A 19,773-nucleotide genomic window follows, 5' to 3' on the forward strand; every position below is an offset into this window, starting at 1 on the left:
ATATACTCAGAAGATGTGATTGTAATAGGCTGCAAATATACGTGCCGTATTTGATTTTTGCGGTTACGCTCTCTTGGATAATTATAAATTTTAAGTTGCGCGCCGCTACCGGATACAAGTTTTTTGCCGTATACGCCGCACTGCTAATCGTTGATGTCGCCGCAGACATCATCTACGGCATGCTGCAAGTACTCGCGCCGCCCCTCATCACCCCAAGCGTCGTAAAATACATGGCGCTAGCGAATTTGTTATTCGAGCCCTTGGCGCCTGCGGTGCTGCTCCTTGCCTGGCCTAGTATGAAAAGCTCCGCGAGCTCGCAGGATCTGTGGCATTAGGCGCGCAGGGCGACGATTTTACGCGAGAGGTTTAAATTTGAATCGCCGCATTGCGATTGTTTTTCGATCGCCTAAGCGGTACAATTTCGCACATTTTAAAATTTACGGTGCGACGAAATAAGCGCGGAATTTCATCTTGCAAAGGCGGAGTTTGGAATTTTAAATCCTCGTTGCGCGCCGCTCAGCCCGAGCGTATCGGCGACGGCGTTTGCAAACGCGGCGTAGCAGGGACCTAGCAAGCGTCTGCGCCAAAGACGCTCGCTTTTTTTTGACGCCGTTTTGTAAATTGTAGCGAAAAATGCGCCGCGAAAGGTTTGCAAACTTTGCTACGACGCGACTATTGAGATTTACATCGCGACGTTACGATGCCTTGAGTTTAAAATATCTTCATCGCGCATAATGAAAGCGGGCGTTTCAAATTCAATGCATACGCCTTTTGCAGGCATATCGGCTCGTATCCAAACGAAATTTTATCCGTCGTTTGCGCTCCCGAGACGATGCGCTCGGCAAGCCCAATCTTTTTCAATAGTATGCAGCTAAAAAATTTGATTTTATACCTAAATTTAAAAGCTTCGATTTCAATTTCAATCCCGCCCTTTGATTGCACCGACGCAGGCTAAAGCATACTTTAGCCGCTTAAAATTTATAAACGAAGCGCAATCCCGCGTTGATCCCTTCTTTCTTGCCGCTTAAACCCTCTAGTTTCAAGGAAGTATCCAGCTTGCCGCTCGAATACTTCGCGCCGATCTCGCCGATAGCGGTATTGCCCTTGACGCTCGCGGCATCAATATCCATAGCGTAGGTACTATTATAGCCGCCGATCTTGCCTTTAAATTCTCGCTCGAAAGCGGCTCCCGCGAAAAGCTCCACGTTATCGCTTACGTCGAAATTAAATCGAGCGCCTGCCCTGCTTCTTACAGAATCGATACCCTCCAGCTTGATGCCCTCGCCCAAGACCTCCGTTTTCTTAGAATCGATATGCGTATAAAAGCCCTTGACATAAACGTCCGCATTGAGATTAGCGCTCAGTTCGAAAATCTTGCCGAGGGCTAAATTTGCCCCGTAGTAGGTTCTCGTTACGTCGTATTCGGCCCTTCCCGAGGCCAGAGAAGCCTCGTAGTCCGATTTGATACGACCGATTTTGACTCCCGATTTGGCATAGAAATTTTCCGCCAAGTCGAATTCGCTCACAATGCCCGCCCCCGCGTATTTGAGATCGCCGCTGCCTTTGACGGCGAAATCATTGAAGCTCTCATATTTACCGCCGCCCGTTTCTACGTATCCTCCCAGGCTCGCGCCGTCCCCAATACGGCCCATCGCTCCTGCGAGCACGGAGATACCTTTGTTTTCTACATAAGAGCCGGAATTGTAGCGCATATTAAAACCTCCCACATACGCAAACGTTCCGTCTGCGGTATCCGTTATTCCCGAAAGGATATCGTCGCTTTGATTTATCGCGCCCAGCACCGCGGCGCCGGTTTCCAGCGTATTTTTATTTTGCGCCATTAGCTTCGCTCCGATTCGATCGGAATTCGGCAGAGGCTGCGGATCGGGATTTATCGTGATTTTGGTTACGTCGGCGATCAGGTCTTTATTGTCGTTAGCGCTACGCAAGGCGAATGTATAGGCAGTCGAAAGCCCGCTTTGAACTAACTGTTCGGAGCGGTTAGCCATATCGCCGAATTTTATCCCGCTTGCGGTTTTTATGAGATTTACGCGATCGCCCGATTTGAGCTTATCCGCTCCGTTTGCTATACCCACGCCGATAGTCGCTTTGCTTATATCGGTTAGCTCGCCGCTTACTAAATTTAAAATCGTCTCGTCATTTGCGGTATCCGCGGCTAGATAGAAATTGAGTTTTTCAAAGCCCGCGATCGATTTAAACGTATCGTTTTTGCCGTAGACGTTGAAAGTGTTGCCGCTTAATTTTTGGTTTTCCCGACCGAATGCGACACAGAGATCCAATCGGCTCCAATCTTTATCGCGGACATATACGTTAAGCACGTTATCTCTCGCTTCCGCACCGTCGTGCGCCCACATTATATTTGCAACGTCTATCCTACCGCGAAGATCGTCCGCATCTTTGAGATTTACGACGTTGTTCGTAAGCTTACTATTTCCCCATGCAAATGCGGCCCGCATAGCGCTCAACGAATCGCCGATCGTGCCGCCGTTGATATTTAAAACGTTACCATCGGCGGTGCCGCTATTGCCGAGATACGCAGCGGTAAAGGTAGTCGTTAAACGTTCGCCTTTGGTACCGTTGATATTAAGCGTATTTTCATTCGCCGCACCCCCATTGATATCTACAACCGAAAGACCGTGATAAATCATAGTGCCGTTTAAATTTAAGACATTTTTCGTAGCCGTAGCTCTACCGTTTGATTCAACGAGATGCGTTTTCCTGAGCTCACCGCCGTTTAGATTCAGTGTATTTTCGCTAAATACGGTACCGTCCTGCTGCGAGGAAGCTACGTTTATACTATTGAGCGTACCGCCGTTCATCGTCAAAGCATTGCCCTTAAGCGTCTGATCGGCTGCCGTGGCGCTATTTACGATGATATTATTCAACGGGGAATTATCGCTCGGTTGGCTATCGAGCGTAATTATCTGCGCGACGGTCGGATTTTTTACCGTTAGGGTTCCGTCGTCGACGTCTTTTTCATAGACGTCGTAATTATTTAAATCCATGGTTTTATCGATCGTAAGCGGATTCGCAACGGGTATGGCGTAAAGTTGGCCGGCGAGCGCCAAAGATAAACTCGCGCCGATAGTTTTACTGTGCATTTTGAACTCCTCCATAAATGCGAGATGAAATAGCGGCAAGCGAACTCAATTTAGCGACGCTTTTGCACGCTAAAATTTGAAATGTATTATACTCCTATCAATATTAAAGAATTATTAACTATTAAATTTTTAAAGTAGCATTAAAAAATATTCGTTTTGCGGCGTAAATTTAAAGCACAAACGCAATAAATTTCGCTCAATTTACATTGTGAAATCGCAAAAATCGCCCATCCTCAAGAAACGAATTTAGCATCACGCCGGCGCATAAATTTGCAGCGCAACGGTAACGCCGAATTGATGCTGCGGGCTCGTAGCAAATGCCCCGCGATATTGGTAAATTTCCGAGCGCGATTGCGTTAGACGGTCGCTTCGCGCCGAAAATACGAGCGTTAAATTTGACGCTCGCGGCAAAATCAAGTGCAGCTTCGAGCCGGCCCGATCGTAGACGGCATCGGAAGCAATACGGCGCGTAAAGCCTTAAATTTCGGCGCGGAGCCGTTTACCGCCCGTATCCTACCCTACCTTTTAAATTTTCGTCGTAATCCACCCCGTTCGTCATTCGCCTGCGCGAAGCGTCAAATTCATCGCGCAGCGGGCTTTTGCGCACGTTAAACTGCAGCGGCTCTATGCCTAAAATATCGGCGAGCACGTGAGCCAGATCGTCGCTCATAAAAGGCTCGTCCTTCGCCGCGCCTATGCGCCGCCAAAGCTCCGCATGATCGGCAATAAGGCTTTTTGAAGCGATGAAAAGCAGCGGAATTTCGTAGGTGAATCGGGTATTGATGTTGTGCCCGATGAGGCCGTTTTGCTCATAGATATTCTCTCCGTGATCGCTAAGATAGACGATGAGGCTGTCCTCATCCGATGAATTTCATTCACCACGTAGTCGTTATACAGCACGCTGTTATCGCAGCACGCGAGGGCGACCTTTTGCTTTTGCGTAAACGGTAAGGCGATATCGTCGCTTTTAAATTTATCAAATTCCTCGGGATAGCGTTTTTTATAGTCCATATGATTTCCCATGAGATGCACGACGTAGAAATTTCGCTCGCGCTGCGATTTTTTCGCCTCTTTGATGATCGGCAGCAGCGCGCCGTCGTGCGCGACTCGCATGCTATCGAGCTGATCGCTTGTGGAAAGAAAGATGCTTTTTTTCGGCGCGATCGGCGGCACTTTTTGCGCTAAGGGCAAATTTGCCGAAGGCTTCTTGATTGCTGATCCACATCGTGCGAAAGCCGCTCAGCGCGAACATATCGATAATGCTAAGGCTCTCAAACCACGGCCTTTCGCGCTCGCTTTCGTAGTCGCTGAAATTAAGTATCCGCATCAGCGCGGGATTGGTCGCGCCGTAGCACGAAACAGTATCGCTAAATTTAATAAGCAGCCCCCCCGCCGCTGCAGATCATTTAGCAAAGGCGTCGTATCTTTGCCGTATCCGTAAAGCGACATATGGCCGCGCTGCAGGCTCTCGCCGATAATCAGCACGACGTTTTTAATCTGCGTTGCGTTAAAATCAAGCGCGGAATTCGCCCGCTTCGCCTCGTCGTAGCCACGCTCGATGCTTTGCAGATCGGTAAGGAAATTTGCATCGCCGAGATAATCTTTTACGACGAACGCGAACTCAAGCGAAGCGTATGTGCCGAGCGTCGCGCGATAACGCTCGCCGCCGCTTGCGATTTTGGTCGCCGTAAAAATGCAAAAAATGACCACACAAATCGGATAGATCACGCTAAATGCGGCTCGCAGCCTCGCGCTGCACGAGCTTTTTTTAAACTTCAGCGCGACAAACGTCGCGGTCGCGAATGCGAGCAAAGAGCAGATCACGCCCGCGCTGAGAAATTGCGCGGCGAATTCCTTACTTTCGTTCGCGTCGGTGTGGATTATCGCATCGAGCGCGACGACGTTAAAAGCGGAGTCGAAAAAAAACGACCAAAAAGAGCGAGATAGCCGCACAAAGCGTATTGATCGCTAGCACAAACAGAGCGACAAGCCCGAAAAATCTTCTAAAAACGACGAAGCAGAGATGAAAGATGAGCAAATTTATGATCAAAATGCAGCAAAAATCCTCAAAGATCCGCGAAAATATGCGATCTTCCACGCCGTAAAAGTAATACGCCCGCGCCGCGCAAACGATCAAATTAAGCGCGACGACGAGCCAAAATACACCCACCGCGCCGCATAGGCCGAAATAAAATTTCGGCGCGGGCGCAAGCAGAGCCCTCTCTTTATCAAGTAGTAGTTGAACCATTTTTGCTCTTTATTTTTAAATTTACATCTGCCGCATCGCCGGAACCGCTGCGGCGCAGTCTCGCATCCACAAATTGTGCCGCGCTTCAAGTCGGCTCACGCCAACGCAATGAAAACAGGCGGTAAATTTTACGCTTACAAATTGTGCCGCGCCGAAATCTCTACCGCGAAATTGAGCGCGTCTGTTTTTGCGCCGCGATCGGCGAATTTTTGCGCGACACGATGCCGCAAGGCAAATTTTACCTGCCGAAATTTGAATGCGGCGAAATTGATGCGACATTTTCTGTTGCGAAATTTGCCGCACGGCGCGCTTCCTAAACGGCAAAATTCCGTGCCGTGCCGCGTATCAAAAATACGACGCGATTGAGCGCATAAATTTAAATCCGCAAGACGCCGCACCAAAAACAACTGCCGCGCGCAAATCCCACGCACAGACGCACGCTCGCGCAGAATTTACGCGCAAAATGCAAGCCCGCTTTTTGCATCAAATTTATGCAGCGGGTATTTGCGCGAAATTTCGCAGCAGCCCAGAGCGTGCAAATTTCACGCCGAGCAAACGTGCATGTACGAGGCGCTAACGTATCGAAATTTCGCAGCGAATGCGTGAAATTTCTCGGCGCGAGCGCATCACCAAATTTCATCACCAAATTTTCGCCGGCCGAATTACCTTACTCGTAGCCGAAAATTTTAATCCCGGTGTCGCTCTGCTCGTAGCGCAGCGCGGGGATTTTTTGCAGTAGATTTTTTAGCTTTTCCAGATCGTTTTTCCTCCCGCCGTCGAAGGCTCGCGGCACCCACACCCACGCGATCTCATCGTATGCAAATGAGCCTACAGAAAAGCTTGCTCGCTTTGAGCCCGCCTCCCATTTGGAGGAGTTTTTGATAGCATAGAAGTTTGGATAGAGGATTTTTTTGATGATGAAGCATTTGCAAAATTTAAAATCCGCGAAAAACTCCGCCCACGTCGCATCCTCGGTAAAATAGCCCTTCGCGCGCAGGCGTTTTTTCTCTTTGCGCAGCCTAATCGGCTCATAAAATCGCTGCCAAGCTCTCGCGCAGGCATCCATAAACGCGAGCATGCGGGCGAAGTAAATTTTAAAAAGCGCCTTAAAAAGCTCCATCTACTTCTCGATCTGCGATTTTAACGACTTATCGATTGCGATCTCGCTGGAGTTTATGTCAATCGTCTGAAGCGCCTTGTCCTGGAAGATAAATCCGACCTCCTTCGCGCCGAAGCTCTTGGCGATTGCTTCCAACGTGTCGGTCGCGGATTTGTGGATCTTGCCGCCAAGATCGTTGATAATTTTTAACGAGAGCTGCTTGACCTCGTCCTTAGCATCGTCGATGAGATGGTTTTTATCGCTTTCATCAAAGCTCGCGCCGAACAGCCCGTTTAGCGAATCGGGCAGCAGAAACGGCAGCAGTTTGGCGTTTTTCTCGTCATAAATTTTCATATCTTTGATCGAATATTTGTATTTGCACGGCGGCATCTTGATCTCGTAGCGATCCTCGCCCTGCGGCAATATCGCAAACTCAGGACTTAGCAGGTCGTAAACGAATTCGATCTCAAACTCGAAGATGATGGCGATCTGCTTTTTCGTCATCAGCGGCGAGACGAGCGAGCCCAGCAGCCCGCTGCCTACGTTTTGCTTGCGCGTGACAATCTCTTTGGAGTAAATTTTAAAAACGCTCAGCTCGCCGATGCTTTTAAGCCGCGTGATGTCGGTGGCGATCTGCGGCTTGTCAGCCTGCTCGCCGCTTTTGCGCATCTTAAAAAACATAAAAACCAAGATGCAAAATATCACTAAATTTAGAAGAAAAGCAAAATTTTCCAAATTTCATCCTTTAAAATTTTATCGGTATTTTAGCAAAATACAGCGCCGATTTGTAGTGTAATTGAAATTTTACGATTTTTGCGGCAAGAAATTTTAAAAATCAAAGCGTGCGGCGCAATTATAAAATTTAACGCGAGCCGCAAGGCTCGCACCGCTAGCGTCGTCGGGGTTAGGTGGGGTTTGTGGGCGAGTAGAGCAATGCGGCGCTGCGGGGCAGCGCCACCCTCTGCGAGAGGTGTGACCTCGCAATTGGGGCCTCCTTCCCGCCCCGAGAGAAATACACAAAGAGCTAAAAATACTAAAATTTAACATAGTGAAATCTTTATAAATTCGAGCCCGTGTATGCGTTACACATAATCCGTAAGGGGGCGGCGCTCGGAGTTGCGAGGCGCGCCCGCCCCCTTACGAACCCCCACCCGCGCGACGCTAGAAGGGCGAGCTACGCTCGCGCTATTTAAACTGCGGCTTGCGCTGCATATTTAGAATTTTAAATTCTACGTAAAATTTAAAACCGCGAGCCGCAAAGTGTTTCGGCGCAGCGGGTATAAGCGGATGTAAATTTAAAATTTAACCGCGGTGAGCCGAAGCTATAACGAGCCGTAGCGAGCCGCAACCTGTACGCAAACGAGTGTAAATTTAGCCGCGTCGCGCGCAGCATTGGTGCAAACACAGAGTAAATTTTACAATCTCGGATAAATTCAAAAGCAGATTTTGCAAGCGTAGGCAAATTTCACAAGCCCGAGCAAAATTTTACAAAATCTCCCTGAAATCATACCCTGCGTTTTTGAGCGCCCAGGCGATGTCCTCTTGATGAGCCTTGCCCTTGGTCTCAAGCGTGATCGTAATCTGCGCATCGCCGTACTCGATATTAGTAGAGAAGCGGTCGTAGTCGATCTTGACGATGTTTGCGTTGGCGCGGCGCAAAATTTCGGTAAGTCCCGTAAGCGCGCCCGGCTTATCGACGAGCGTGACGTTGATCGTCATCTTGCGGTGCGATTTTATGAGGCCTTTTTCGATGATGATGTTTAGCATCTGCACGTCGATGTTGCCGCCGCTTAGGATGATGCCGATCTTTGCGCCGGCGGGGAATTGGAATTTCGCGTTCATCAGCGCTGCTACGCCCGCCGCGCCCGCGCCCTCGACGATGATTTTTTGCTGCTCGAGCAGATAGAGTATCGCGCTTGCTATCTCCTCGTCATCGACCTGCACGAACTCATCGACGCACTCGATGATCGTAGAGAGCGTGATCTCGCTCGTATCTCGCACTGCGATACCGTCGGCGATGGTGCGGACCGATTCGGAATTTAGCGGCTTTTTCGCGACGAAGCTATCGTGCATCGCGGGCGCGCCCTTGGCGGCTACGGCGATGATTTTAATGTCGGGGTTGATCTGCTTGGCGCAGCTGCAAACCCCCGTCGCAAGCCCGCCGCCGCCAACCGGAACGACGATGTATTCAAGATCTGCGACCTCTTCGATCATCTCAAGCGCGATCGTGCCCTGGCCCGCCTGGACGAACTCGTCGTTGAAGGGATGGACAAACGTCAGATTGTGCTCCTTCGCATATTCCAGCGCAAACGCGTACGCCTCGTCGAAATTATCGCCCTTTAGGATGATCTCTGCGCCCAGAGCCTTCGTGCCGCTTACCTTAAGTAGCGGCGTGGCTTCAGGCATTACGATCACGGCATGCACGCCGAATTTTTGCGCGCTCATCGCTACGCCTTGGGCGTGGTTGCCCGCACTTGCGGCTATTACTCCATGCGCCCGCTCCTCGTCCGTTAGGTGCGCGATTTTATTGTAAGCGCCACGAATCTTATACGCGCCGGTGCGCTGCAAATTCTCGCTTTTGAGATACACTTCCGCGCCGTAAAGCTTGCTGAGCTTCGGCGCCAGAGCAAAGGGCGTTTTATAGACGAAATCGTTTATCGTGCGCTTTGCTTGGATGATTTTATTTAGATCAACCATCTACTTCCTTTCGTAATTTTAAATTTTGTTATTATACATATTTTAGGCGAAATTTTATCTCGCGCGCAGCCTAAATCCGCGACTTCGGTTTTAAGCTCACCTAGCTCCTGCGCTTTAGCAGCACGCCGCATTCGATATGCGCCGTATGCGCGAACTGATCGAAGATCGCAAACCTGCGCACCTCATGCGTAACGCAAAGCGAGCGTAAATTTTCAAAAAGCGTCTGCGGATTACAGGAGATGTAGATCAAATTTTGAAAATTTTTTATGAAATCAATCACGCTAGGCTCCAGCCCCGCGCGCGGCGGATCGATCAAGACGTGCGAAAAATCGTAGCTGAAAATATCGATCCCCTTCAGCCGCTCAAACTCGCGCTTGCGCGCAAACGCACTCATCAGCTCATCCGCGCTAAGGCGGATGAATTGCGCGTTGCAAACGCCGTTGAGCTCGCAGTTTATGCGGGCATTCGCGATCGAGCTTTTTGAAATTTCGCTCGCCAGCACGCGGTTAAATTTAGCCGCAAGCGGGATAGTGAAGTTGCCGTGCCCGCAGTACAGCTCCAGCAGATCGCGCGCGGCGGAGCTTTCTGGGCGCACGGCATGTTTTTCGCAGCTCGAATTTTGCGCGGCGGGCTTCTCGCAGCCGTAATTTTGCACAGCGGAATTTTGCGAGGCAAAATTTTTTTCAGTAAAATTCCTAGCGGCGAAATTCTGCGCGGCGCACATCTCGCCCGCGCCGTCTTTGCCGAAGTCCACGCAGCTTCTAGCCCAGGCGATCATCTTTTCGTTCACGCCGCGGTTGGGTTGGATGAAGGCGTTTTCGCCGAAGCGAAATTTATAAACTCGCCCGTCCACGCAAAGCTCGTCCGTGAGGCTTAGCTCGCCGCTTAGAAGCTTCTGTCCGCGTGCGCGAGCCATGACCCTGATGCCAAGCTTGTCCGCCAGCTCGCAAATCGCCTCCTGCTCGCGCTCGCCCAGGCGCTTGTGATAAAGCAGCGTCGCCAAAATCCCGCTAGCGCACGAGATAAACTCGACGCCGAAGAGCTTCTCTTTTAAAGCTTCGCTCCACCTAAGTGTCTCTAGCAGTCGCGGCATTAAATTTGCGATAGGAAGCGCTACCTTGGGGCATTCGTTAATTAAAATTTTCTTGCTACGTGCACCGCCCATCGTGTATGCAAGATCAAATGCGCTATGCCAAATATCGTGCCAGATGCCAAATTCCGCCCTGATGCGGTAATTTTGCGGCTGTGAGGCAAAAAACTCAAACTCACCATCAAAAAATTCTCTAAATTTATCGCCAATCAGCTGCTTTTTGTATAAAATTTGATCCTCATAAGACCCGCCGAGCGTGCAACTGCCGCAGCTGCCGAAGCTTTCGCAATTCATATATCCACTCTTTTACCCACCGTGCGCAGTAAAAGAATGATAGCCGCGATACCCAAGATCAGACATCCCCACACGCTAAGTCCAAAGCCCGCAGGCAGGTAGCCACAAATGATACTGATGCCGCAAACGACCAGCGCATAGGTCATCTGCGTGCTTACGTGCTCGATATGATCGCAGCCTGCGCCCATCGAAGAGAGGATCGTCGTATCCGAAATCGGCGAGCAGTGATCGCCAAAGATTGCTCCGGTGAGCACCGCGCTGATATTTACGCACATAAAAACATGAAATTCCTCGCCGCTAAATCCGTATTTTTGCCCCACGGCGTGCGCTAACGGCACGGCCAGAGGGGTTACGATACCCATGGTGCCAAAGCTCGTGCCGGTGGAAAATGAGATAAACGAGCTAAGCACGAAGATCACTATTGCAAGAGCAAAGTGCGGCGTAGCGTCGCTTAGAAGCTCGACTAGGTAGCGCGAAGTGCCTAGCTCCTTGATAACCGAGCTAAGCGACCACGCAAAAAGCAGGATTATGACGGTATTTAGCATGCTTTTCCAGCCGCCGACCCAGACCTCGATCGCCTCTTTTACGCCGTAAATTTTTTGCGCGATTCCCAAAACGACGGCGATGATCGACGAAAATAGCGCGGATTGAAACAGCACGACCGAGGCATCCGCCGCGCTAAATGCGGTGCGGATCGAAGTGAAGCTAAGAGGGGCTGCTTTGACCGCCTCCAAAGCCTCGCCCTCCAGCGAGCTGTAGCCGTTGAGATAAAATCCGATGACGGAAAGGACGATCATCGCGCCTAGCGGGATTAGCGCGTTTATCTTGCGAAGCACGACGCCCTCTTTGGGTACGAAAATTTGATCCTCTAAATTTTTAATCTTAAAATCCGCAGCTCCGCTCTTGCCGCCGCGAGATGCGATCTCTGCGCGATACATCGAGCCAAACTCCCTGCTCATCACAGCGGTGGCGACTACGAAAAAGATCATGAAAATATTATAAAATCTATACGGGATCGTCTCAACGAAGACGGTGAAGGCGTTTATGTTTTCTATGCCGATCTGCGAGTAGGCCTCTTTGATCGCCGAAATTTCAACTCCGACCCAGGTGGAGATCACCGCGATACCGGTGATCGGCGCGGCGGTCGCGTCGATTATAAAGGCGAACTTTGCGCGCGAAATTTTAAATTTATCCATAAGCGGCCGCATTATCGGACCCACGATCAGCGCGTTTGCGTAATCGTCGAAAAATATCACGATACCCATCAGCCAGGTATAAATTTGACCCAAAACTGGAGTATCCGCGTGCTTGCTAAGCCAGAGCGCAAGCGCCTTCGTGCCACCGCTTTTGGTAACCAGAGCGATGAGCCCGCCGATACACATAACCTGAAGCAAAATACCCGCATTCCACGTATCCGCCATCGATTTTACCATGCGCGAGCACAGGTTCGTAAAAGCGAAAAGCGCCGAAGCCGCGATATTTTGATCGACCATACCGATGAGAAAGGTCCCGCTTAGCACGCCCAAAAACAGCGACAAAATCACGTCCTTGGTGATGAAAGCAAGCACGATCGCCGCAACCGGCGGGATCAGCGTCAGCACTCCGTAAAGCTCGCTGTTTCGCACGGCGGGCTCCACGTCCGCAAGCGCCAGCGCGGGCAAAAAAATCGCCGTAAAGATAAGCAAATTTTTCAACATTTTAATCCTTGATGATTGATAAAATTTTAAAATTTAACCTCCGATCGGGGGCTAAATTTTAAAATTATGCGCACTTTGCAGCAATTATTCGTATTCGCGTGCTTTCTTTTACGGCGATTATTGAGCGCCTTAATCGCGCAGCAAGCTCTACAATTTTGCTGCGTTTACAATTTCGAGCATGCATTTTTAAGCAATTTATCGCGCAGAAAAATCTCTCCGGTGCAAAATACCGCGCGCGGCGTAATCAAAAAGCGTTTTATAAATGCATTTAAATTCTACTTAACATAGCAAAAGCCCCCAAGTCAAGGTAAAATTCCGCAACACTGCGACACTTGCTTTGCCGCAAGAGCGATAAATTTCGTGCGCAAAATTTGACGAAATCCCGCTCTTGATCGCAAACCAAAATCCCTCGGCAAAAATTTTATCGCGCATAAACGCACAAATATCGCCATTTTTAAAGCTCGTCTGCGCGTTTATAAAATTTCAGAGCATGCAACCTGCGCAAGCAAAGCGATAAAATTTTAAAGCGTTAAATTCTACCAACTCGCACTCGAAAAATCCGCTAAATTTATAGAATTTACAAAGCGGCAAAACTCCAAATTTAAAGCTCATAAAGCTTTTGCAAACCTAAAACGCTGCAAGCCTAAAACGAAGAAGCGGCGAGCAACCCTTTAAATCAAGCCTGCTTGCTAATTCTCACGCTCAGGTGCATCTTGCGGATCGCTCGTAAAATCATCGCTTGCTTGTGTAGGACTTAATCCAAGCGAGCGCAAATAGCTCTGCGTAGCTACTTCGCCACCCGCAAGCGCGTAGTCTAGCGCATTTAGCCCCGACTCATCAACTGCTTTTTCGTTTGCGCCCGATTTTACGAGCAATTCAACGATCTGCTTGGTACTTTTTTGCGCCGCAAACATCAGCAGTGTCTTACCCGCGCTCGAACGCTCACAGCCGTCGCTACGCTCGCCTAACGATGCTAGAGCCTGGGCCTCGGCGCTGCCGATCTGGCGGACATTTACGCTAGCGTGCGAGTAGATTAGCAACTTTACCAGCTCATAATTTTTTGCCGCGGCGGCGAAAAATATCGGAGTTTGCCCAAGTGAGTTTTTATAGCCAACCAAAGCGCCTTTAGAGATCATAAATTTAGCGCTTTGAACGTTATTCATCGCGTAAAATAGAGAGTTTTCCTCACCCGCATTCACCTGCGCACCTCGCTCGATCAAAACACCGCTAAAGCGCTCGTCATATCCTAGCAAAAGTGCCAAATCCAGGGCATTATCAAGCTCGTAAATTGCAAAATCCTTGCTAAAAAGTAGCGTACGAAACTCATCTGCACCTACTCCGCCTTTTAGCGCCAACTCAAGCTCACCGTAATCTCCCGCCTTGCGATCCTTTGCGGCGTATGCGATAAATTCCGCTATCACGGCGCTTGCCAGCTCATCGGCGTCGTTTTTATTAAATTTGGCGGCGAAATAATCTTTTAGCGCCTCCCTGACTGCTGAGATCTCGCCCATAAAATTGCCATAAGCGATGAAATTTCCAATCTTGCGCTCGGAGTAAAATTCTAAGGCTTCAAGCGATTTTTCGCTAATTTGCGCGTAGTTTTTCTCTTTAGCATAGCTCAAAAAGCCCTCGCCATCCATCCCCGCAAATGCCAAGGTTCGCTCAAGCCTTTTTTCGTTCAGCAAGGCTTCGTTACCGACACAATCGATATTTTCGTCCCTGATCTCAGAAGCCGCGCTTTTTAAATTTTGCAAAAATTCTGCGCCAGCTAGCGAGCCTTTACAGCCAAAATCGCTTTGCAGCAACTCTTCGTCCGCAGGCTCTTTGCTAAAAAAGCCGCGCGGATCGCTTAGTATCTGCTCGCAAGAAGCGCCAAAAAGCGTGCCGCAAAAAACAAACGAACCCATTAGAATTTTTCGCATCGCTACCTCGAATTGCATTTGAAGCGTTATTTTACCTTTAAATTTATTTATTAAAACTTAGTGCGGACGGTAGAATTCTACGGAATTCCTTTCAACCTTATAAAATTTTGCGGAATTTTTAAAATTTTACGGCGCGGCGGCGAGCTGTACTGAACGGTCTGGTAGCGGCGTAGCGATGGACGGCGCCGGATACGACGCGGCGGCGAGCGGTGCTAGGCGATAGTCGGACGGCGGCACCGTATGACGGCGCGGCGATCTGCGACGTTAAAATTTTAAAATTTATACGTGGGGCTAGATGCAAAATAAAATTTCACAAACGGCGCAAATCTCGCAAAATTGCACGCGCAATTACCGCAAAATAAAATTATAAGCGCTCAAATTTCATAGAATTTTACGCGTTCACGAGTGATTAACCGCGGGAGTAAAATTTTGCACGCTCTGTGCAGAGAAAAAGAGATCTTTCAAAACGAAAGAAATTCGCAGCGAGTAGAGTTAAATTTCGCCCGTAAAAATTCCGCCGAATAAAGCCGTCCGCCGAAGTTAACTCAGGCAAGCTTGCTAACGCGGAATCCGGCGGCGGAATTCACGAAATTTTACGCCAGATTAATCGCAAGATAAAATTTTGCAAGCAGCGCTAATCCCGCGGAATTCCGCGCGCGATTAGCCGCAAGATAAAATTTTGCGCGGAGTAGAATTAAAATTTTGCCGCGCAAAATTCCGCGGCTAGCGCAAATTTCGTCGCGTTAAAATTTAGCGAATTTCAATCTGATGGAATTTAGCACGACCGTTACGGAGCTAAAGCACATCGCCGCGGCGCCGTACATCGGCTTTAGAAGCACGCCGAGCGCTGGATATAGCGCGCCTGCCGCGATCGGGATACATACGGCGTTGTAAAATAGCGCCCAGAAGAGGTTTTGCTTGATCGTCCGCATGGCAGCTTCCGATAGGCGGAAGAGATATAGTACGCTTGCAAGGTCGTTTTTTATAAAGATCACGTCGCCCGCGCCCTTGGCTACATCGCTGCCGCCGTTCATCGCGATGCCGATACTGGCGGCTTTTAAGCTCGGTGCGTCATTGACGCCGTCGCCCACGAAAAGCACCCGTTTGCCCTCATCCGTCAGGGATTTGATGAACTCATATTTGCCGCTTGGAAGCACTCCGCTTCTTACCTCGTCGATGCCGAGGTTGCGAGCGACGAAATTTGCCGTTTTGGCGTTATCGCCCGTTAGCATGACGGTTTTTACGCCGCTTTTTTGCAGCGTCTGCACGACGTCCCGCGCTTCGGCTCTGATCTCGTCGCTAAATGCGATGAAGCCCGCGTACGAGCCGCCTATCGCGCAGTAAACGACGCCGAAACCCTTGTCTAAAAGCTCCTCTGCTTCTATTTCGACGCCCGCATCTACGCCGCGCTCGCGCAGAAAGCCCGCGCTGCCGCAAAGGATTTCGCCGGTGGGATTTTTAGCGACGATCCCCTTGCCCGCGATACTTTCAAACTCGCCGTTAAGCTTAGAAATTTCGCCGAATTTCAGCTCGGCAAATTTTACGATCGCCTTTGAGATCGGATGCTCGCTAAGCTTTTGCGCGCTTGCTAAAGCGTAAAGATCCTGGGCGCTCAGATCGCTGAAGCTTACCGAAATTTCGCCCTTGCTAAGCGTGCCGGTTTTATCGAAAACCGCGACGTCCGCGTCCTTTAAAATTTCTAAAATTTCAGGATTTTTGATTAAAATTCCAGCCTTTGCGGCGTTTGAGATCGCGCAAACGATCGCAATCGGCGTCGCAAGACCTAGCGCACACGGGCAGGAGATGATAAGCACGCAGATAGCGGCGGATGCGGCGTATGAAAGCCGCCCGTCAAGCACAGTCCACGCGATAAAGCTAACAAGCGCGATCAAAATCACCGCAGGCACGAAGATATTTGAAATTTTATCGGCAAAGCGCGCGATCGGCATCTTTTTGTTGCCCGCCTCATTTAGCAGATTTTTAATCTCGGCAAGCAGCGTCTGATGCGAAAATTTCGTCACTTTCACGTAGATGACGCCGTCCGTGCTGACGCAGCCTGCGTTTACCTCATCGCCCACGCCTTTATAAACCGCCAAGCTCTCGCCGCTGATGAGCGAAGTGTCGATCTGCGCGCCGCCTTCTACGATAAGCCCGTCGCAAGGGATGCGCGAGCCGTTTTTTACTAGCACTTTATCGCCCGGCTTTAGCGCTTCTGCACGCACTTCGGCTATCGTGCCGTCGTCTTTGATCAAAAGCGCGGTTTTAGGGCTTAGATCGATTAGCCCCTTGATATAGTCGTTCGCCTTCATCTTGCTACGCTCTTCGAGGTATTTGCCGAGCGAAATAAAGGCGATTATCATCGAGGCGGACGAGAAATAAAGATTGGTAAATTCGTTCTGTGCGCCGTGCGTATAGACCCACGCCGCGGCCGTTAGCGAATAAGCAAACGCAAAAAAGCTTCCCATCGCCACGAGCACGTTCATATCGAAGCTTCTGTTTTTCAGAGAGCCGTAAGCGTGATAAAAGAAGTTCTTGCCGCAGTAAAATAGGCTCACGCACGCCATCGCCGCGCAAAGCAGCGCCTTTGGAACGAAGCTTAAAAACCCACTCATCTCCACCGCCATTACCGCCGCGGCTAAAATGAGAGCGAGGATTAGCCTAAATAGCGCCGCTTTGAGGTTGCGTCGCTTTTTGCGCTCCAAATCCTCGTAATCCACGGCGATGTCATATCCTAGCTTTTTGATCTTGGCTTTTAGCGTCTCCTCAAGCGCCGGATCAGCAAGTACGAACTCGCCGCTGCCGTTTGCGAAATTTACGTGCGCGTCCTGCACCCCCTCGATCTTGCGACTTACCCGCTCGATCGCATTGGAGCAGTTTACGCAGCTCATCCCGACGATATTTAGAGTGATTTTGCTTGACATCCGTTAGTTTTCGCAGGACAGTTTTTCTACGACGCTAAAGCCCAAATCGTCCATCTCCTCTTTAAATTTAGCCTCGTCGCGCGGATCTAAGCTTAAACTCACCACTCCGCTTGCCACGTCCACCTCGATCTCGCCGAAATCGTCCTTAAGCGCGTTTTTGATCGTCCTCGCGCAGTTTTCGCAGTGGATATTTTGCGCCTTAAATTTTACGCTTTGTTTTAAAGCCATGAGCCTCTCCTTTGGATTAAAATTTCAAAACTTATACTACTTTTTAATAAATTTTATTTCAACGCCCGCTCCTGAAATTTAAGGGTTTTTCGTTATAATCACCCGTTTTTAAATTTAAGCTTTAAGGAATTTTATGGGACGAGCTTTTGAATACAGACGCGCTTCAAAAGAAGCTAGATGGGGGAAGATGAGCAAACTTTTCCCAAAACTGGGCAAAGCCATAACGATGGCTGCGAAAGAGGGCGGCGAAGATCCGCTGATGAACTCCAAACTGCGCGCCGCGATCGCCACGGCAAAGGCGCAAAATATGCCCAAAGACAACATCGACGCGGCTATCAAGCGCGCTAGCGGCAAAGATAGCGCCGATATCAAAACGATCTTTTACGACGGCAAGGCGCCGCACGGCGCGCTTTTAATAATCGAATGCGCCACCGACAACCCGACCCGCACCGTCGCAAACGTAAAATCGATTTTAAACAAAGCCAAGGGCGAGTTTTTGTCGAGCGGCAGTTTGAAATTTATGTTTTCGCACAAGGCCGTTTTTGAGACTAAACTGCCGAGCCGCGACATCGAGGAGCTGGAGCTTGAGCTCATCGACTTCGGTCTTAGCGAGCTTAAGATCAACGAGTTTGAAAACGATAAGGGCGAGCTCGAAAAGACGCTTCTAATCTACGGCGAATACGAAAGCTTCGGCACTCTAAACGAAGGTATCGAAAAGATAGGGCTTGAGATCATCAGCGCAAGCTTAAAATTCGTCGCCAACGAAAAGCACGAATTTAGCGAGGATCAGCTTGGCGACATAGACGCGCTAATAGAGCGGCTAGAGGATGAAGACGACGTGCAGGCAGTTTACACCAACATCGCATAGGAGAAAAAATGGAAAGCTTAAAAATTTACGACATTGACGCAGAGGCTTTGGCGCGCGATAAATACGCCGTGATAAAAACCGAAAAGGGCGATATGAAGCTGGAGCTTTTCGCAGACGAAGCCCCGCAGGCGGTTACGAATTTCGCTAGCCTTGCTCGCAGCGGGTTTTACAAGGGGCTAAATTTTCACCGCGTAATTCCAAATTTCGTGATCCAAGGCGGCTGCCCGCGCGGCACCGGCACGGGAGGTCCCGGCTGGCGCATAAAGTGCGAATGCGACCGCCAAAAGCACAAGCACGTGCGCGGCGCGCTATCGATGGCGCACGCGGGGCGCGATACGGGCGGTAGCCAGTTTTTCGTCTGCCACAGCGCGCAGCCGCACTTAGACGGCGAGCACACGGTGTTCGGACAAATCGTGGATCAGCCTAGCCTAGCGGTTTTGGACGCGATCAGACAGGGCGATAAGATCATCGACATCGAGATTAAAGAGAGCCTACAATCGTGATTAAATTTAAACCGCGGAGCGCCAAACCGTGATAAAGATCGGCACGGACATAACCGCGGTGCGCAGGATCGCAGCGCTGCGCGCAAAATACGGCGCGAAATTTCTAAAGCGCATTTTGAAAAAATCCGAACGCTCCTCCGCGCTGCGCGACGAAAGTATCGCGGGCATCTATGCCGCCAAAGAGGCGCTTAGCAAGGCGCTAGGCACCGGCATCGGCGCGGAATTCGGCTTTAAAGACGCTAAAATTTACAAAGACGCCCTGGGCGCGCCGCACCTAAAAATACGTAAAAAAATCTGTAAAAAATTTCATATCAAATCCGCAAGCCTTAGCATCACGCACGACGCAAACGTCGCAATCGCCGTAGTCGCACTAAAACTTAATAAGCCGCGCTCAAAGTAACGAAGCGAAGCAGCGCACGGCAGCAAGAACTCCGCGTAAATTCTGCATAAATTTTGCACGACGGGCCTTGTGAGGTTAGGCGCAGATTTTGCAGAGTAGTATTTCACGGCGCAGTGGCAAACTTTGACTATCTCAAATTTTATATTTGCCGACTTAAAATTCTACATTCATGGATGAAATTTTAGAGCACAAAATTTACCACAACGAAATTTTGAAATTTCACCGCCCGCAGAATTTTGCTTTAAATTTAAGACTTGGAATTTTATAGCGGCGAGGCGGCATAAACTCAAAAGGTAAAATTTCGACCCGAAATTTAACGACAGAAGCATAGATTTTCTATTAAAATTTCACGACAAAATCGTGCTTTGAAATTTAAAACGGATACGAAGTCTGCTCTGCCTAATCTATCGCATCATCAAGGATTAAGCGAAAGTTCATGAGCCGACCGAGCATACATCGCTGCTGCGGCGGCATCTGTTCGTCGTGCCCATTTCAAGCAAGAGCTTTTACGCCGTATCTACGCCGAATAAAATATCGCAGATAGTGCGGCGCTCTCTTTTGCTTGTACGAAAAAACGGAGGCGAGCTTGCGTAGCTACATTTACCGCTCAGTCTGCCGTTAGTTTAAGCGCACAGATAAGCGGCGTGCCCACAGCAGCGAGCGATCAAAATTTACACGGCGAAA

General features: G+C 49.7%; 18 protein-coding genes and 1 pseudogene. 4 read left to right on the top strand and 15 right to left on the bottom strand.

Features of this window, described 5'->3' with window-relative positions:
• A partial coding sequence (locus Q0614_RS02835) for a hypothetical protein (RefSeq protein ID WP_298786395.1) occupies positions 1 to 335 on the top strand: 335 nt, incomplete at its 5' end.
• Positions 336 to 711: 376 nt separating this feature from the next.
• Here the strand turns inward: Q0614_RS02835 and Q0614_RS02840 are convergent.
• From Q0614_RS02840 to Q0614_RS02910, 15 genes and pseudogenes are all read right to left on the bottom strand, one after another.
• Positions 712 to 861 (bottom strand): hypothetical protein, encoded by a 150-nt coding sequence (locus tag Q0614_RS02840; RefSeq protein WP_156187200.1) that lies wholly within the window; start codon positions 859 to 861, stop codon positions 712 to 714.
• Between the two features lie 110 nt (positions 862 to 971).
• A complete protein-coding gene (locus tag Q0614_RS02845) occupies positions 972 to 3,122 on the bottom strand; it encodes an autotransporter outer membrane beta-barrel domain-containing protein (RefSeq protein ID WP_298786397.1) in 2,151 nt (716 codons plus the stop codon).
• Positions 3,123 to 3,621: 499 nt separating this feature from the next.
• Complete coding sequence (locus Q0614_RS02850) at positions 3,622 to 3,792, bottom strand: hypothetical protein (RefSeq protein WP_298786399.1); 171 nt, start codon at positions 3,790 to 3,792, stop codon at positions 3,622 to 3,624.
• Positions 3,793 to 3,807: 15 nt separating this feature from the next.
• Positions 3,808 to 4,235, bottom strand: a pseudogene (locus Q0614_RS02855) (sulfatase-like hydrolase/transferase); the annotation flags it as partial.
• 1 nt (position 4,236) lies between these two features.
• Positions 4,237 to 4,449, bottom strand: a complete 213-nt coding sequence (locus Q0614_RS02860; RefSeq protein WP_298786402.1) for a hypothetical protein — start codon at positions 4,447 to 4,449, stop codon at positions 4,237 to 4,239.
• Positions 4,449 to 5,075 carry a sulfatase-like hydrolase/transferase gene (locus Q0614_RS02865; protein WP_298786404.1) on the bottom strand — a complete coding sequence of 209 codons (627 nt, stop codon included), beginning with the start codon at positions 5,073 to 5,075 and terminating at the stop codon, positions 4,449 to 4,451. The genes Q0614_RS02860 and Q0614_RS02865 overlap by 1 nt, the downstream gene beginning before the upstream one ends.
• Positions 5,026 to 5,370 (bottom strand): hypothetical protein, encoded by a 345-nt coding sequence (locus Q0614_RS02870; protein WP_298786405.1) that lies wholly within the window; start codon positions 5,368 to 5,370, stop codon positions 5,026 to 5,028. Before Q0614_RS02870 ends, Q0614_RS02865 begins: the two co-directional genes overlap by 50 nt.
• 667 nt (positions 5,371 to 6,037) lie before the next feature.
• Positions 6,038 to 6,490, bottom strand: coding sequence for a hypothetical protein (locus tag Q0614_RS02875; RefSeq protein WP_298786406.1), 453 nt, complete (start codon positions 6,488 to 6,490; stop codon positions 6,038 to 6,040).
• Positions 6,491 to 7,204: a DUF4230 domain-containing protein gene (locus tag Q0614_RS02880; RefSeq protein WP_298786407.1), complete on the bottom strand. Its 714-nt coding sequence runs from the start codon at positions 7,202 to 7,204 to the stop codon at positions 6,491 to 6,493.
• Between the two features lie 750 nt (positions 7,205 to 7,954).
• Positions 7,955 to 9,166 carry a threonine ammonia-lyase gene (gene ilvA / locus Q0614_RS02885; RefSeq protein WP_298786409.1) on the bottom strand — a complete coding sequence of 404 codons (1,212 nt, stop codon included), beginning with the start codon at positions 9,164 to 9,166 and terminating at the stop codon, positions 7,955 to 7,957.
• Between the two features lie 100 nt (positions 9,167 to 9,266).
• Positions 9,267 to 10,550 (bottom strand): tRNA (uridine(54)-C5)-methyltransferase TrmA, encoded by a 1,284-nt coding sequence (locus Q0614_RS02890; RefSeq protein ID WP_298786411.1) that lies wholly within the window; start codon positions 10,548 to 10,550, stop codon positions 9,267 to 9,269.
• Complete coding sequence (locus Q0614_RS02895; protein WP_298786412.1) at positions 10,547 to 12,247, bottom strand: Na+/H+ antiporter NhaC family protein; 1,701 nt, start codon at positions 12,245 to 12,247, stop codon at positions 10,547 to 10,549. The genes Q0614_RS02890 and Q0614_RS02895 overlap by 4 nt, the downstream gene beginning before the upstream one ends.
• 689 nt (positions 12,248 to 12,936) lie before the next feature.
• Positions 12,937 to 14,187, bottom strand: a complete 1,251-nt coding sequence (locus Q0614_RS02900) for an ankyrin repeat domain-containing protein (RefSeq protein ID WP_298786414.1) — start codon at positions 14,185 to 14,187, stop codon at positions 12,937 to 12,939.
• A 725-nt stretch (positions 14,188 to 14,912) separates the two neighbouring features.
• Positions 14,913 to 17,090, bottom strand: a complete 2,178-nt coding sequence (locus Q0614_RS02905; protein ID WP_298786415.1) for a cation-translocating P-type ATPase — start codon at positions 17,088 to 17,090, stop codon at positions 14,913 to 14,915.
• 3 nt (positions 17,091 to 17,093) lie between these two features.
• Positions 17,094 to 17,318, bottom strand: coding sequence for a heavy-metal-associated domain-containing protein (locus Q0614_RS02910; RefSeq protein ID WP_297880669.1), 225 nt, complete (start codon positions 17,316 to 17,318; stop codon positions 17,094 to 17,096).
• 133 nt (positions 17,319 to 17,451) lie between these two features.
• On the opposite strand from Q0614_RS02910, the gene Q0614_RS02915 reads away from it, so the two are divergent.
• The 3 genes from Q0614_RS02915 to acpS are packed head-to-tail and all read left to right on the top strand — an operon-like array spanning position 17,452 to position 19,089.
• Positions 17,452 to 18,186, top strand: coding sequence for a YebC/PmpR family DNA-binding transcriptional regulator (locus Q0614_RS02915; protein ID WP_298786417.1), 735 nt, complete (start codon positions 17,452 to 17,454; stop codon positions 18,184 to 18,186).
• Positions 18,187 to 18,194: 8 nt separating this feature from the next.
• Positions 18,195 to 18,689, top strand: coding sequence for a peptidylprolyl isomerase (locus Q0614_RS02920; RefSeq protein ID WP_298786419.1), 495 nt, complete (start codon positions 18,195 to 18,197; stop codon positions 18,687 to 18,689).
• Positions 18,690 to 18,717: 28 nt separating this feature from the next.
• Positions 18,718 to 19,089: a holo-ACP synthase gene (gene acpS, locus Q0614_RS02925; RefSeq protein ID WP_298786421.1), complete on the top strand. Its 372-nt coding sequence runs from the start codon at positions 18,718 to 18,720 to the stop codon at positions 19,087 to 19,089.
• The last annotated feature ends 684 nt before the right edge of the window (positions 19,090 to 19,773 follow it).

This window comes from uncultured Campylobacter sp. (assembly GCF_937997595.1).
In the GTDB taxonomy this organism is placed as follows: Bacteria; Campylobacterota; Campylobacteria; order Campylobacterales; family Campylobacteraceae; genus Campylobacter_B.

Excerpts from the sequence above, each read along its gene's own strand:
- Q0614_RS02845 (WP_298786397.1), bottom strand. The coding sequence starts at position 3,122 with ATGCACAGTAAAACTATCGGCGCGAGTTTATCTTTGGCGCTCGCCGGC.
- Q0614_RS02850 (WP_298786399.1), bottom strand. The coding sequence starts at position 3,792 with ATGAGCGACGATCTGGCTCACGTGCTCGCCGATATTTTAGGCATAGAG.
- Q0614_RS02860 (WP_298786402.1), bottom strand. The coding sequence starts at position 4,449 with ATGCGGATACTTAATTTCAGCGACTACGAAAGCGAGCGCGAAAGGCCG.
- Q0614_RS02870 (WP_298786405.1), bottom strand. The coding sequence starts at position 5,370 with ATGGTTCAACTACTACTTGATAAAGAGAGGGCTCTGCTTGCGCCCGCG.
- Q0614_RS02875 (WP_298786406.1), bottom strand. The coding sequence starts at position 6,490 with ATGGAGCTTTTTAAGGCGCTTTTTAAAATTTACTTCGCCCGCATGCTC.
- ilvA (WP_298786409.1), bottom strand. The coding sequence starts at position 9,166 with ATGGTTGATCTAAATAAAATCATCCAAGCAAAGCGCACGATAAACGAT.
- Q0614_RS02890 (WP_298786411.1), bottom strand. The coding sequence starts at position 10,550 with ATGAATTGCGAAAGCTTCGGCAGCTGCGGCAGTTGCACGCTCGGCGGG.
- Q0614_RS02895 (WP_298786412.1), bottom strand. The coding sequence starts at position 12,247 with ATGTTGAAAAATTTGCTTATCTTTACGGCGATTTTTTTGCCCGCGCTG.
- Q0614_RS02900 (WP_298786414.1), bottom strand. The coding sequence starts at position 14,187 with ATGCAATTCGAGGTAGCGATGCGAAAAATTCTAATGGGTTCGTTTGTT.
- Q0614_RS02905 (WP_298786415.1), bottom strand. The coding sequence starts at position 17,090 with ATGTCAAGCAAAATCACTCTAAATATCGTCGGGATGAGCTGCGTAAAC.
- Q0614_RS02910 (WP_297880669.1), bottom strand. The coding sequence starts at position 17,318 with ATGGCTTTAAAACAAAGCGTAAAATTTAAGGCGCAAAATATCCACTGC.
- Q0614_RS02915 (WP_298786417.1), top strand. The coding sequence starts at position 17,452 with ATGGGACGAGCTTTTGAATACAGACGCGCTTCAAAAGAAGCTAGATGG.
- Q0614_RS02920 (WP_298786419.1), top strand. The coding sequence starts at position 18,195 with ATGGAAAGCTTAAAAATTTACGACATTGACGCAGAGGCTTTGGCGCGC.